Consider the following 13602-nt stretch of genomic DNA (forward strand, 5'->3'; position numbering starts at 1 on the left):
TACTTTTAAAAACACATCAAGTAAGTTTTCACATAATGTAGATATTTTCCATCCATATTATGCATTTATCTATATGAGACCCAATTCCATTAGTAAACTTTATTTAAAAAGTTTAAAAATAATGAAATCAATTCAATCTAGTTAATACTATGATTTCTTAAGAGAATTATGTGTGAATATATGGTAGTAGATTAAAATATTTTATACCGATGTACGCTGAAAATATGAAAACAACGTGTATTCTTGTCACTTTTGGGAATAACTTAAGGAGAATTCAAATAGGAGGAGAAGCTTATGATTCATAATTTTTCTGTAGAAAATGTAGTTCAAGCAAAAAGTCAGATTGAGAAGTTGGAATCACAAGGTCTTAAACGTGATAGTATTTATGTTTTTGCCCACTACGATGAACGTGAAGAAGATATTACTAATGCTTTCAAAACTGCTGAAGTAGGGATGAAGGACCAAGGCTTTTTTAATACGATGAAAAATATTATCGTTTCTCGTGGAAACGAACTTCGCAACCAAATGGAAGCTATAGGGTTAAGCAAAGAAGAAGCAGCTGTTGCAGAAAAAGAGTTAGATCAAGGTAAACTTATTATTATCGCTAAAGGATTGCAATAAATTTTTAGTTAGGCGTTGTTGTTTCTATTTTAGTGAGGTTTATTTCTTTTTGGTGGTTTTTATTTCTTTTTTAGAGTGTTTTATTTCTTTTTGGCACTCCTTTATTTCATAAAAAAGAGAATCCCAATTCATCCAGAATGGGATTCTCTTTTTGTTCAAAATTATGCTGAATGGCTAATTTTTTTTTCTAATTTTTTTAGCATATCTATTGTCATTGCATCTAAATCATATTTTGCGTTAAATCCCCATTCCTCTTTTGCGGCACTTGCATCAAGAGAATCTGGCCAGCTATCTGCAATCGCTTGACGAACGGGATCTACGTCATAATCCATTTTGAATTTAGGCATTTGTTTGCGAATAGAAGCAGCTATTTGTTCAGGTTCAAAACTCATAGCTGTTAAGTTAAAGGCATTTCTGTGTATTAACTTATCTGGGTTTGCTTCCATCAAGTCAACAATTGCTTGTAAGGCATCTGGCATATACATCATATCCATGTAAGTATCTTTTGCGATATAAGACGTATATTTTCCTTCTTGTACAGCTTTGTAGTAAATATCAACAGCATAATCTGTTGTACCACCACCAGGAGGCGTAACATTTGAGATTAAACCTGGGAAACGGACACCGCGTGTATCTAATCCAAAACGAGTATGATAGTAGTCACATAAAAGCTCACCAGCCACTTTGTTAACACCATACATGGTTGTTGGACGTTGCAAAGTATCTTGAGGCGTATTATGTTTTGGTGTTGAAGGTCCAAATGCACCGATAGAACTTGGTGTGAAGAATTGTAAACCTAATTCACGAGAAACTTCTAATGCATTAACAAGGCCACCCATATTTAAATTCCAAGCGAATAGTGGTTTTTCTTCTGCAGTTGCAGATAATAACGCCGCCATATGCATCATTGTATCGGCACCAAATGCTTTTGCTATATCGTGCATACGTGTAGCATCCATGACATCAAGAACCTCAAACGGTCCTGCTTGTGTAGATACTTTTCTTATATCTGTCGCCAACACATTATCCTTACCATATTCATCGCGTAATTTCGCCACTAACTCAGATCCAATTTGTCCACATGCACCAGTAATCATAATTTTTTTCATTGTTACTCCTCCTTCTGTCAACTACATATGTATTTTTGGAGTGTACATATTTTATAAAAATACAACTGTATTTTTAGAGTGTACATTAATAACGCTTTTATTTAACGTTATTACTATATTTTTCGTTAAAAATATTATATATTGTATTCTTTAAAAACACAATAGTTGTTTCTCTTAAAAGAACACATATACAAAAAGACTTTTTTGAATATTTTAATTATAATAAATGAAAAGGAGTGAAGCTCATGCAATTATGGAAATTGACACTGATTTATTTATTTGCAATTATCGCTTGTACTTTTTTGCTATTAATGGATATATCTAAATGGCTAATTTTCATTTTACTTTTTCTTTATGTTTTTTCATTTACCATGTATCCTCACTTCAACGCATTATTATGGACAAACAATCTAAAAAAAGTGGAACATTTTCTTGAATCAAATAAGCATCGCTCTCTCTATGCATACCCTTATGCAATCGCACATCAGACTGTCGCCGAACAAAAAGCCGCTCTACAAAAAATAATCACCTCCTATAAGCAACCGTACGTCAAGCATAACTACGCTTCTATACTTGCAATGCTAGAGAAGGATTATCATCGTGCCTTATCTGAAGCAAAGCAAATTACAAGAGAACCATTCCAAAGCTATATGATTGCCCACAGTGAAGTATTTTTAGGAAACTATGAACAAGCTAAAGCTTTAATACCCAAATTCACAGAAAAGTGGATGTCGCCTTCCATTGAAAGTTTAATCTCTTTTAAACAACAAGATAGGAAAAATTTTAAGTATCATTCAACAAAAGCTATTAAACAAGCTAGAGGTATTCAAAAGTATTTGCTCGTTTATAGCTTTCAAGAAATGGAAGGGAAAATGAAAAGCTGATTGGCTGCTTTTCTATAAAAGAATATTGAATAGCCCATATAAAAAGGGAAATTGCGCCAGGCAATTTCCCTTTTTGTTTATATCGAACATATGCGATTAGGACTGATTCTATTTATTTTTCATCCAATCAGGTTTACCAAATCCTTTGAATTGTGAATCGATTACTTTTTCAAATTCATCAGATTCAACAACTTCTTTAAGATCTTTTGCAAGTTGTGAATTTTCATCTGCTTCACGCACTGCTACGACATTACGGAATTGATCAGGCATGTTTTCTAGGAATACGGCATCGTCTAATTTCATACCTGCTGCTAATGCAAAGTTTCCTGGTACACCAGCTAGATCCGCACTTTCTACAGCACGAGGAAGTCCTGCTGCTTCAATTTCTTTGAATTTTAAGTTTTTAGGATTTTCCTTTATATCTTTTGTAGAAGCTTTTAATTGGTCAATATTATCATCAATTTTGACTAGTCCCTGATCTTGTAAAGATTTTAAAGTACGAGCTAAGTTTGATGGGTCGTTTGCAATGGCAATTGTTGCTCCATCTTTGATATCATCGACTGATTTATATTTTTTAGAGAAAAAGCCCATTGGTGCTGTTGGTACAATGATTAGACCTTTGATTTTTGTTCCATTTTGTTTGTTAAAGTTTTCTAAGTAGATAGAGTGTTGGAATAAATTCGCATCAATGTCACCAGAATCTAATGCTTTGTTCGGTTGGATATAATCACTAAATTCTTTTAACTCTACTTTGTATCCTTTCTTTTCAAGCTCCGGTACGATTGCTTTTTTAAGCATATCACTATATGGACCTGCTGTTGCACCAATTGTAATGTCTTTTGTTTTTGTTGCTTTACTTGTATCTTTTGATTTATCTCCACCACAAGCCGCTAAAGCCACTGCTAGTACTAGCGTTAATACGCTAAACAAAAATTTCTTCATGTTTAAAACCCCCAATTTTTTATAAAAAGCTATTTTTTCAGAATGCTAGTTACTTTTAACGTTTATCGACTGCTTTTGCAATCGCGTCTCCTGCTAATTGAATTGCTTGGACAATGATGATTAATATCACAACTGTCGCGATCATAATAGTGTTGTCATAACGGTAGTAGCCAAAGCGAATTGCTAGGTCACCGATACCACCACCACCGATAATTCCTGCCATTGCTGAGTATGCTACTAAACTAATAATAGTCATGGTGATTCCTTGAATGACACCAGATTTTGCTTCTGGAAGTAACACGTCTTTAATAATCATCCAACGTGTCGCCCCTACTGCAATAGACGCCTCAATAACACCTTTATCAATTTCTCGAAGTGATGTTTCAACAAGTCTTGCGAAAAACGGAATTGATGCGACTGACAAAGAAACACTTGCTGCAATAGGCCCTATCGTATCGCCTATTAACCACTTAGTAACTGGGAATAACGCTACTAAAAGAATGATATATGGAATTGAACGTATTAAGTTAACGATAAAGCCAACCACTACATTCACAAAGCGGTTACCAAGTAAACCGGATCTACTTGTAGAAAACAAGCCTTTTCCTGTGATGAATAAAAGCAAACCAAGTGGTAAACCAATGACCAAGGCCACTGCTAATGAAATACCTACCATTAGAAGCGTTTGACCAAATGCTTTCCAAATATCAGGAAGCATTTCTGTAAAATGACTAGGATCAAATAGCATTGTTTAACACCTCCACTGTGACTCCACGACTTTCCATATAGGAAATCGAACGGTTAATATCTGCCACTTGCCCATTCAGTTCCATTAGAAAAATACCAAGAGGTCTTTCCTGTATATATTCAATTGTGCCGTGTAGAAAGTTCCCACGTACCTCAAATTGCTGTAGCATATCTGAAATAACACCTTCACCAGCTACATCGCCTTTGAATAAAATTTTGACTACCTTACCTTTAACGTTTTGTAAAATGGTTGGCGGAATATCAAAAGACACTACACTGCTGATAAATTCCTGAGTTAGCGACTTTTCAGGATTGGCGAAAATATCATATACCGCACCTTCTTCGATTACCTTTCCATTTTGCATAATAGCCATGCGATCACAAATTTCCTTCACAACATCCATTTCATGTGTTATTAGAACAATTGTAATACCAAGTTCTCGGTTGATTTTCTTTAACAATCGTAAAATAGAGGTTGTTGTTGTTGGGTCAAGCGCTGATGTTGCTTCATCGCAAAGTAATATAGAGGGGTTATTAGCTAATGCTCTTGCGATTCCCACACGCTGTTTTTGTCCACCACTTAACTGGGCTGGAAACACATCTTTTTTATCTGACAAACCAACCATATGGAGCAACTCTTTGACTCTTTCATTTCTCTTTTCTTTTGATATATTTGCAGCTTTCAATGCAAACTCAATATTTTCCCCTACTGTTTTTTGGCTAATTAAGTAAAAGTGTTGGAAAATCATCCCGATTTTCAATCGTGCTTGTCGAAGTTGCTCACCTTTTAATTTTGTTAAATCTTGACCATCGATTAATATCTGTCCATCTGTTGGCTGTTCTAATAAATTAATGCACCGTAATAAGGAACTCTTGCCTGCTCCAGAATAACCAACTATTCCAAATATCTCTCCGTTATCAATTGTCAATGAGACATGATCTACACCGGTTACGCTTTTCTTTTTTACCTTGTAAATCTTTGATACATTTTGTATTTCCAGCATATACATCCCTCTAATCATTGTTAAATTACTATTGCACAAAAATTCATAATTTCTATTGAAAAACTATGTATTCCTACTAAAAAAAGATACATCCTTCTACTGAAAGATGTATCTTCTAATCAGATGTCGATTTATCTTTCAGAAATAAATTCTGTAGGAATTAGCACCTTCCCAAACGGGGGTTGCTGGACTTCACAGGGCCTATCCCTCAGTCACTCTTGATAAATTCCATTTGTTAAGTTGTAAGTTTATGTTAACCATATTATTTCTTTTTATATTATTTGTCAATCTATTTTTAGAAAAAATAAATTATTTAAAAATATTTTTATATTGGCTTATTTTATGTCTATTATTCAAATACCTTAACATTGAGGATAAATTCTACCGGAACCCATTTATCTTTATATTGGGTATCATTGTGTAGGCATAGCTTTTTTTCTTCGCTAATTAGTTTGGTGATGATTCCTCTATAGTGAACACTAGTTTGTTGGTGCCAAACGTCTAATAATACTTCTTTTTTGCCGTAATATGCTTGCAAAAGTTCTTCCTCTAAGGCTTGTAGGGTCCATTCATCAAAGGTCGGCTTTGTGATTTGCTGATCTTCTTGTTGCCAGGTTCTTAGTCTTTGTACATGTTCTGGCAACATCATAGCAGTCCATTTTATGTTACCTCGATCACGTAACATTTGTAATACCACTCCTTAGTATTGGAATCAGTTTTAGATTTAAATTTTATGCCCACCGAGTAATTTAGAACGATCGATAGCTGTTCCTGCATTTGTATATGATACGGCACGTAATAGAGCCGTAGAACCATAGTGGGTACGAAGGTGATCCATTGTGGTCCCAAGTTGTCGCCGTTTCCAACGTGTTTTATCAAAAAAACTAAGTTGCATAGAATGTTCTGATTCTAACTTTGAAATACTGACACTGATTTGTCGTACAGGGCGCTCGTTGTATTGTTCGTTCAATATCTGTTGGCAAATTTGATAAATAATCATCGTATCGTTTGTTGCTTCATCTATCGTACGTGAACGCTGGAAACCTCCTCCAAAAGCGTTTTTGCTATAAGAAATCCCAAGCGTAATCGTACGTCCTACTTTATAAGCTTCACGCGCTCTTCTTGCCACATCTTCACACATTTCTAGAAGTACGGCGAGCACTTCCGTTTTAGTGTTGTAATCCCGCATCAATATTTGGCTTTTACCATAACTAATTTGACCTTCTATCAATGGCGCTTCGCCAACTTTTGATAGATCAATTCCCCAAGCGTGATAGTAGAGTTGATTGCCCATAATACCAAAATGCCTTTCTAATGTTGTTAAATCAGCGTGCGCTAAATCCCCAACAGAAAAAATCCCCATATTATTAAGGGTTCGCTCGATTCGATGGCCAATTCCCCACATTTTAGATAATGGTGCAACAGGCCATAGCTTTTTTTCTACATCTTCAAAGTCCCACTTCGCAAACCCTGTTTTTTTTGCATCTAAATCAAGTGCAAGTTTTGCTAATAACATATTAGGACCCATCCCAACTGTGCTAGGAATTTCAAATTGGTTATAGAGTTCATATTGGATTTGGTGTGCTGTTTCTACAGGATCTCCCCACAGTTTTTCAGTGCCAGTCAGATCCACAAAACTTTCGTCAATGCTGTATACATGGATGGCCTCCTTCGGCACATAGCTGTTCAATAACTTGGTGATTTCGACTGACATGCGTACAAAGTATTCCATCTTAGGTTCAAACAAATGAATATCTGGATGCTTCGGTATCTCATATAGTCTCGTTCCAGTTTTCACTTGAAAACGTTGTTTCATTATTGGAGAAGCAGCCAGTACAATACTTCCTTTTTGTTCGAAATTCCCTATAACTGCAATTGCCTCTTTTTCAACGTCTAAATGAGCTAAAGTAGCCATACAACTAGCATAAAAACATCTCATATCTATACACATAATGGATCTTCTCGGCATATTTTCATACATTTCAGCACACCTCACAAAAGGAACGTTTGTTCTTATTTTAAAATGAGATAAGTGAGATGGCAAGTAAGAATTCGCACTTACCAATAAACAACAATATTTTTGTTGGTATTATCCTTTTCAGGAAGTCCGTTTAAAGATCGTGCTATTTAATCCACGGAATTTCTTGTTCAATCCACGCCTTTCTGTCTTCAATCCACGCAAATGCATGTTTAATCCACGCTTTCTCGTCTTCAATCCACGCAATTTTGAATTGTATCCACGTTCCGTGAAATTGATGTCATTAATTAAAAAAGGCTTTCATAATGCGTCCATTTAGTTCTCATGCTTTAATCCGTAAAAAAATATATGAAAATCCCCAAACTAAAACCCACTCTGCTCAGCAAAATGGGTTTAAATAATTATTTCAAAATATCCTTATACAATTCTGGGCGTCTATCATCATATACTGGAATCTTCTGACGCACCTCATCGACTTTTGAAAAGTCAACATCGACTATGGCTAACTCTTCTTCTTCGCTCCCTGTCCACAATACTTCTCCCCATGGCTCAATCACCATCGATTGACCATTAAAGTTTTCTTTTTTATGACTAATGCGATTTACCGCAATGATAAAGCTTTGGTTTTCAATAGCACGAGCTTGTAACAACGTTTTCCAGTGATCGATTCTTGCTGTTGGCCATTGTGCTGAGACAAATATTACCTTTGCGCCATTTAACGCATGAAGACGAAGCCATTCTGGGAAGCGGATATCATAACAAATCACCCCAGCAGCTTGTATGTCTCCTAATTCAAAATTATTTTGCCCTTCCCCAGCAGAAAGATGTAAGTGCTCATCCATCAAACGGAACAAATGTGCTTTATCATACTCTCCAACTAGTTCACCATCGTGATTCACCGTGAACATCGTATTATAAAATTCCTCTTCTTTTTTCGTCGCTACTGATCCACCTACAATGTGAATATGGAGCTCCGAAGCTAATGTTTGGAGAAATTCCTTTGTTCTTTCACCATTTACATCTGCCAATTCTCCTAGTCTTTCTAATGCGTAACCCGTATTCCACATTTCTGGCAAAATAACGAGCTCAGCACCTTTACTAGCTGCCTCTCTTATAAATGCTTCTGCCCTTGTAAAATTTTTTTCAACATCTCCAAAAGCTACGTTTAATTGAATACATCCTATTTTCATTTTTGCACCACCTATGGACATTTTTCTAAAAAGGTTATAGTATTTTCACTAAATCGTTATTCAATTCTGAAAATTCATCTTTATACTATTCTATCTATATGAGATTGAAATGTATAGTACATGAACTCAACACAATACTAATATATCAATCGGAGGAATGCATAATGGAGTTATCCACAAAACTACAAAATTTACCGAAACAGTTTTTTGCAAATCTTGTGAAGCAAGTAAGTGCTGCAGTTGCAGAAGGAAGAGATGTTATAAACTTAGGGCAAGGAAATCCAGATCAACCTACTCCGCCACATATCGTCAAAGTCATGCAAGAAGCAACCGCTAATCCACAAATGCATAAATACTCACCATTCCGTGGATTACCTGAGTTAAAAGAAGCAGTCGCTACATTTTATAAACGTGAATACGATGTGGATATTGACCCTGCTACAGAAGTAGCGGTTCTTTTCGGTGCGAAGGCCGGGCTTGTTGAACTACCTTTAGCCATTTTGAACCCTGGGGACACAATGTTATTACCAGACCCTGGATATCCTGATTATTTATCTGGTGTCACATTGGCTGATGTTCAATTTGAAACAATGCCACTATTGGCTGAAAATGACTTCCTTCCAGATTATCAAAAGCTTTCTGAAGATGTTAAGAAACAAGCAAAATTAATGTATTTAAACTACCCAAATAATCCTACAGGCGGGGTTGCTACAAAAGAATTTTATGAGGACACCGTCAAATTAGCAAAAGAAAATAATATTGTTGTACTGCAAGATTTCGCCTATGGAGCTATTGGCTTTGATGGTAAAAAACCAATTAGTTTTCTTCAAACTGAAGGAGCCAAAGACGTTGGCATTGAATGCTATACATTATCCAAAACGTATAATATGGCAGGCTGGCGTGTTGGTTTCGCAGTTGGTAATGCACAAATTGTCGAAGCATTAAACCTTATACAAGATCACCTCTTTGTTAGCCTATTCCCTGCTATACAACTTGCAGCAGTTGAAGCATTAACTGGAGACCAATCTTGCGTGACGAAACAAGTGGCTATTTATGAAAACAGAAGAAACGCGTTGATCAATGCTTGTGCCGAAGTTGGTTGGCCTGTAACTGCACCAAGAGGATCTTTCTTTGCATGGCTTCCCGTTCCAGAAGGATTCACAAGTCAACAATTTGCTGATTTACTTTTAGAAAAAGCAGACGTTGCTGTCGCTGCTGGTAATGGATTTGGTAAGTATGGAGAAGGTTATATACGAGTAGGCTTATTAGTAGATGAACAACGATTAAAAGAAGCCATTCAAAGAATTGCAAAACTAGGTTTATTTAAAGAAAAAGCTGAACTAGCGAAAAACTAATTTTTAAATAAAGTAATTTCTTTATATTCCAAAATATAGACCCAATCATTAAATAACATCAAAAATGCTATGAAGACGTTTAAAACAATCTTCATAGCATTCTTTTAAAATCCATAATATACTTCTAGTTTCTTTACTGAATAACCCCTAATTCTTTACCCACTTTTTCATAAATAGCTAATGCATCATCTAGCATTTCTTTCGTATGGGCTGCTGTAGGCATATTACGAACGCGACCAGTACCTTTTGGAACAGTTGGGAAGACAATCGCTTTTGCATAAACGCCTTCCTCAATTAGACGAGATGAGAATTGCTGTGTTAGTTTTTCATCTCCGATAATACATGGTGTGATTGGTGTTTCTGAATGACCGATGTTAAAGCCAAGTTTTTTAAGTCCTGCTTTTAAATAATCGCCATTTTCCCAAAGCTTGTCACATAGTTCTGTTGAATCGATTAACATTTGAACTGCATGTGTAATTGCTGCTACGTCACCTGGTGGTAATGCTGTTGAGAATAAAAATGGACGTGAACGAACTTTTAACCAATCGATTAGGTTTTTCTTTCCTGCTACATAACCACCAACAACGCCGATTGCTTTGGATAGCGTACCAATTTGGAAGTCAATGTCATTTTGTAGACCGAATTGTTTTACAGTCCCTTTTCCTTTACCTGTTACACCTGAGCCATGAGCATCATCGACATATGTAATAAGGTCAAATTCTTTTGCAATCTCAACGATTTCAGGAAGTTTTGCGATATCGCCATCCATTGAAAAGACGCCATCAGTAATGACCATGACTTTATTATAAAGACCAGATTCAGTTGCTTCTTTTGCCTTTTTACGAAGATCTTCCATATTGGAATGGTTATAAGCAATAATTTTTGCTTTTGATAGTCTACAACCATCAATAATGGAAGCATGATTTAACTGGTCAGAGAGAATTGCATCATTTTTATCCATTACAGCAGAGATAGCGGCCATATTGCAGTTAAAACCAGATTGATAAGATATCGCTGCTTCGGTTCCTTTAAACTCTGCTAATTTTTCTTCTAATTTCACATGTAGATCAAGTGTACCGTTAATAGTACGAACGGCTCCTGCACCTACACCATAAGAGTCAATTGTTTTTTTAGCAATTTCCTTTAACTCTGGATTTGTTGCTAAGCCAAGATAGTTGTTTGAAGATAGGTTGATCAATTTCTTACCACGTACTTGAATAATTGGACCATTAGCTCCTTCAACGGGATCAATTTCGTTGTATAAGCCTTGGTCACGAAGTTCTTGCAAGTTGTCATTAACGAATGTGTTGAGTACGTTAGACAAGGTCATCATCCCTTTCATACATTATATCGATATTGTAGCATATCAGGTTTTTATTTTGTACTCCTGAAAAGAACTGTTTTCCCACAGACAACTACATACCTCAATAAAATAATATTATATGTACTTCTGAAAAATACAGTTGTATTTACAGAGAAGGGTCTTATCTGAAAAGAAACCTTTACGAAGAGTGTGGCACAATCCTGATTTCGACCATTATAGGACCAATACTACTAAACAAATTTCTGGCATAAAAAGAAGGGGGGATGCTATAAGTTTTGCACTTAAAGCACCCCCCTTACATACTATTTATTTTTCCCCTTTTGCTTTCCTTTGTTAGGTTTATCCCCTTTTAAAATTACTTCATAAGCAAAGTCTACTGGATTTAATAGACCTGGTTTTGCTGCATAAGAAGTAATCATCTTCACATTACCTTCTTTTAGAATTTTTTGGATATCAAGTGCCTGTGCATCTGTTACTGTAAATGGATTTACATGATATACACGTTCTTTACCATTTTTCTTTGTTTGAATAAATGTCACAACATATTCTAGATATTCCTTTTTAACTTGTCCGATAGATTGGAAACCTTCTGTAGAAGATCCAGATTTAGATAATCCTATTTCTGGTATACTAATATTGTTTATATACCAACCAGCTTCCTCTGAACCCCAATCGGTCATATAACGGAATGCGATTAACACCTTTTTCCCTGCATAATTAGAAAGATCAAATGATTCAGCTGTCCAGCCGCCATTTGTTCCTGTAAATCCAGGTAAATTTCCTTTGGTATTTGGATAGCCTTCTTCTGTAATATCCTCTCTAGTGTTGCTATTTGCTAAACTTGTCCAGGTTTCACCATTATCCGTAGATACTTGGACTGCACCAAAGTCCCATTGTTCTTCAATTTGGTAATAATGATCAAATTTCAAAGTAGCATTATTGACTGTAGACAGATCCGCTTCGAAAATCATTTGGTTGTCAGCTTGACTACCTGTATTCCCCCATAAAACTTGTTTGCCGGATCCAAGTGGATCACTCACTGATTTCCACTGCAATGGTAGGAAATCTGCTCCATTAAACTTCATGCCTCTAATTTCTTTCGAAAAATCAAGTGATTTAAAGTCTCCGCCCCAAGCAGGAACACCTTGTTTTTCATAAACCTGTGCTTTCTCAAAGTCTACTGTTTTGCCACGTTTTGTCCCTTGTTGATCAACCACTAAATCTCGCAAATTAATGCTATCAATATCATAATCTTTGCTTACTGAACGATCATCCAATGTAATGGCTGTCATGAAATTTTGATAGACATCTGTAAAGTTCTTTTTCGTTTTATATTGCTTTAATACCTTTTCTACACTTTCGATACCTTGTGAAGTACCATCAGTTGCTAACGATTTGATAAAGTCATGACCAAACTTGTCATATAGATAAAGAGTAAATAGATAAACTTCTCCATAATCAGCAATTGTTTCTGGACCTGTCTCAGCATTAGAATGTTCATCCCAATTCACAAGAGAATTTTCCGGATGATCAAGGAAGAAATTAATCGATCCATCTTCATGGCCATATCCTCCTAAATATTCTGAGAAAGTAGACATTCCCTCGTTAAGCCATGTTTCTTCAGATGGATCATTATCTGCTTGAATTAAATGTTGTAATTCATGAATTGTCGTACCAAAGAAAGTAGATTCTAAGCGTGTATCCCATGAATTTGTATCGATGGTGATAATATTACGATTAATATAATTTTCAAGTGTTTGCCAGAAGAAACCTGCAACAAAGAAAGGATAATTTGGATTATTCCATCCTTCATCTTGTATATTATCAACAAGCATGATGACTTTATCTGAACCCGTATAATAGTCTTTTGGTAATCCAACCAAATCTGGCAACGGTGATTGAGAGCCATCTAATGCATTAGGCGTTCCAAAGAAGTCGGTAGCCTTTGGATAAATATTTTGATCAAACTCATCACGAAGCTTGTCCACTTGAGCTTGTGTTACAACATCGGGCTTTTTAGGATTATTAGGTCCATATGATAAATCATGTGCTACCCATATCTCTACGTTGTCCCCCACACTACGCAAAGTAAATTCTTTAAAAGCTAAATTACGATTCAAAAATACTTTTGTTCCTCCATCATACGAGAAATTAGGATCTGCCTCTTCATCTGATTCCGCTAAATTTTTAGCTTCATCAGCTTGCTCTTTAATCTTCTTCTCCGCTTGTTGTTGGAAAACTTCACTTTCTGTCTGCTTGTTTAGCTGGCCATCGATATCAACACGATCACCATATCGCTCAGTATTCCAATTCTCATAAGACTTTGTCTCCGCATTCGCATGTCCAATAGATATTGGACTAAGTAGCGATAATGCTAAACTACCTGAAAGTAATAAAGAAACCCACTTTGTCTTCTTCATAAAACAACCCCTTACCCCATTTTTTTGA

The 13602-nt window shown here is 35.8% G+C and carries 12 protein-coding genes and 1 riboswitch; of the genes, 3 read left to right on the forward strand and 9 right to left on the reverse strand.

The window, feature by feature from the left end:
- Window positions 1-294 precede the first annotated feature (294 nt).
- Window positions 295-621 (forward strand): YflT domain-containing protein, encoded by a 327-nt coding sequence (locus CW357_RS07265; RefSeq protein ID WP_119414022.1) that lies wholly within the window; start codon window positions 295-297, stop codon window positions 619-621.
- Between the two features lie 161 nt (window positions 622-782).
- Here the strand turns inward: CW357_RS07265 and CW357_RS07270 are convergent, their stop codons facing one another.
- Window positions 783-1730: an L-threonine 3-dehydrogenase gene (locus CW357_RS07270; RefSeq protein ID WP_119414021.1), complete on the reverse strand. Its 948-nt coding sequence runs from the start codon at window positions 1728-1730 to the stop codon at window positions 783-785.
- A 245-nt stretch (window positions 1731-1975) separates the two neighbouring features.
- On the opposite strand from CW357_RS07270, the gene CW357_RS07275 reads away from it, so the two are divergent.
- Complete coding sequence (locus CW357_RS07275; RefSeq protein ID WP_119414020.1) at window positions 1976-2614, forward strand: hypothetical protein; 639 nt, start codon at window positions 1976-1978, stop codon at window positions 2612-2614.
- A 108-nt stretch (window positions 2615-2722) separates the two neighbouring features.
- Here CW357_RS07275 and CW357_RS07280 read toward each other — a convergent pair whose 3' ends face one another.
- The 6 genes from CW357_RS07280 to CW357_RS07305 all read right to left on the reverse strand — a co-directional run bounded on the left by CW357_RS07280 (window position 2723) and on the right by CW357_RS07305 (window position 8475).
- Window positions 2723-3556, reverse strand: coding sequence for a MetQ/NlpA family ABC transporter substrate-binding protein (locus tag CW357_RS07280; protein ID WP_119414019.1), 834 nt, complete (start codon window positions 3554-3556; stop codon window positions 2723-2725).
- A gap of 55 nt (window positions 3557-3611) precedes the next feature.
- A complete protein-coding gene (locus CW357_RS07285; RefSeq protein ID WP_119414018.1) occupies window positions 3612-4304 on the reverse strand; it encodes a methionine ABC transporter permease in 693 nt (230 codons plus the stop codon).
- Window positions 4294-5307, reverse strand: coding sequence for a methionine ABC transporter ATP-binding protein (locus CW357_RS07290; RefSeq protein WP_124217701.1), 1014 nt, complete (start codon window positions 5305-5307; stop codon window positions 4294-4296). Before CW357_RS07290 ends, CW357_RS07285 begins: the two co-directional genes overlap by 11 nt.
- A gap of 128 nt (window positions 5308-5435) precedes the next feature.
- Window positions 5436-5535: riboswitch (SAM riboswitch) on the reverse strand.
- A gap of 121 nt (window positions 5536-5656) precedes the next feature.
- The gene (locus CW357_RS07295; RefSeq protein ID WP_119414016.1) at window positions 5657-5992 is read right to left on the reverse strand and encodes a YolD-like family protein; all 336 of its coding nucleotides are present in this window, start codon (window positions 5990-5992) and stop codon (window positions 5657-5659) included.
- Between the two features lie 39 nt (window positions 5993-6031).
- Window positions 6032-7288, reverse strand: coding sequence for a Y-family DNA polymerase (locus CW357_RS07300; RefSeq protein ID WP_119414015.1), 1257 nt, complete (start codon window positions 7286-7288; stop codon window positions 6032-6034).
- A 398-nt stretch (window positions 7289-7686) separates the two neighbouring features.
- Window positions 7687-8475 carry a carbon-nitrogen family hydrolase gene (locus tag CW357_RS07305; protein ID WP_124217702.1) on the reverse strand — a complete coding sequence of 263 codons (789 nt, stop codon included), beginning with the start codon at window positions 8473-8475 and terminating at the stop codon, window positions 7687-7689.
- Between the two features lie 164 nt (window positions 8476-8639).
- Between CW357_RS07305 and CW357_RS07310 the strand changes: the two genes are divergently transcribed.
- Entirely contained in the window at window positions 8640-9830 is a 1191-nt protein-coding gene (locus CW357_RS07310) for a pyridoxal phosphate-dependent aminotransferase (RefSeq protein ID WP_124217703.1), read from the forward strand.
- 133 nt (window positions 9831-9963) lie between these two features.
- Here the strand turns inward: CW357_RS07310 and CW357_RS07315 are convergent, their stop codons facing one another.
- Entirely contained in the window at window positions 9964-11163 is a 1200-nt protein-coding gene (locus tag CW357_RS07315) for a glycine C-acetyltransferase (RefSeq protein WP_206426813.1), read from the reverse strand.
- 293 nt (window positions 11164-11456) lie between these two features.
- Window positions 11457-13574: a choice-of-anchor J domain-containing protein gene (locus tag CW357_RS07320; RefSeq protein WP_124217705.1), complete on the reverse strand. Its 2118-nt coding sequence runs from the start codon at window positions 13572-13574 to the stop codon at window positions 11457-11459.
- Window positions 13575-13602: the final 28 nt, after the last annotated feature.

The sequence above is a fragment of the Rummeliibacillus sp. TYF005 genome, assembly GCF_003844195.1.
Lineage (GTDB): Bacteria > Bacillota > Bacilli > Bacillales_A > Planococcaceae > Rummeliibacillus.

Coding starts and splice junctions, on each gene's coding strand:
- CW357_RS07265 (WP_119414022.1), top strand. CDS start 295: ATGATTCATAATTTTTCTGTAGAAAATGTAGTTCAAGCAAAAAGTCAG.
- CW357_RS07290 (WP_124217701.1), bottom strand. CDS start 5,307: ATGCTGGAAATACAAAATGTATCAAAGATTTACAAGGTAAAAAAGAAA.
- CW357_RS07310 (WP_124217703.1), top strand. CDS start 8,640: ATGGAGTTATCCACAAAACTACAAAATTTACCGAAACAGTTTTTTGCA.
- CW357_RS07285 (WP_119414018.1), bottom strand. CDS start 4,304: ATGCTATTTGATCCTAGTCATTTTACAGAAATGCTTCCTGATATTTGG.
- CW357_RS07315 (WP_206426813.1), bottom strand. CDS start 11,163: ATGATGACCTTGTCTAACGTACTCAACACATTCGTTAATGACAACTTG.
- CW357_RS07295 (WP_119414016.1), bottom strand. CDS start 5,992: ATGTTACGTGATCGAGGTAACATAAAATGGACTGCTATGATGTTGCCA.
- CW357_RS07320 (WP_124217705.1), bottom strand. CDS start 13,574: ATGAAGAAGACAAAGTGGGTTTCTTTATTACTTTCAGGTAGTTTAGCA.
- CW357_RS07275 (WP_119414020.1), top strand. CDS start 1,976: ATGCAATTATGGAAATTGACACTGATTTATTTATTTGCAATTATCGCT.
- CW357_RS07270 (WP_119414021.1), bottom strand. CDS start 1,730: ATGAAAAAAATTATGATTACTGGTGCATGTGGACAAATTGGATCTGAG.
- CW357_RS07280 (WP_119414019.1), bottom strand. CDS start 3,556: ATGAAGAAATTTTTGTTTAGCGTATTAACGCTAGTACTAGCAGTGGCT.
- CW357_RS07300 (WP_119414015.1), bottom strand. CDS start 7,288: ATGTATGAAAATATGCCGAGAAGATCCATTATGTGTATAGATATGAGA.
- CW357_RS07305 (WP_124217702.1), bottom strand. CDS start 8,475: ATGAAAATAGGATGTATTCAATTAAACGTAGCTTTTGGAGATGTTGAA.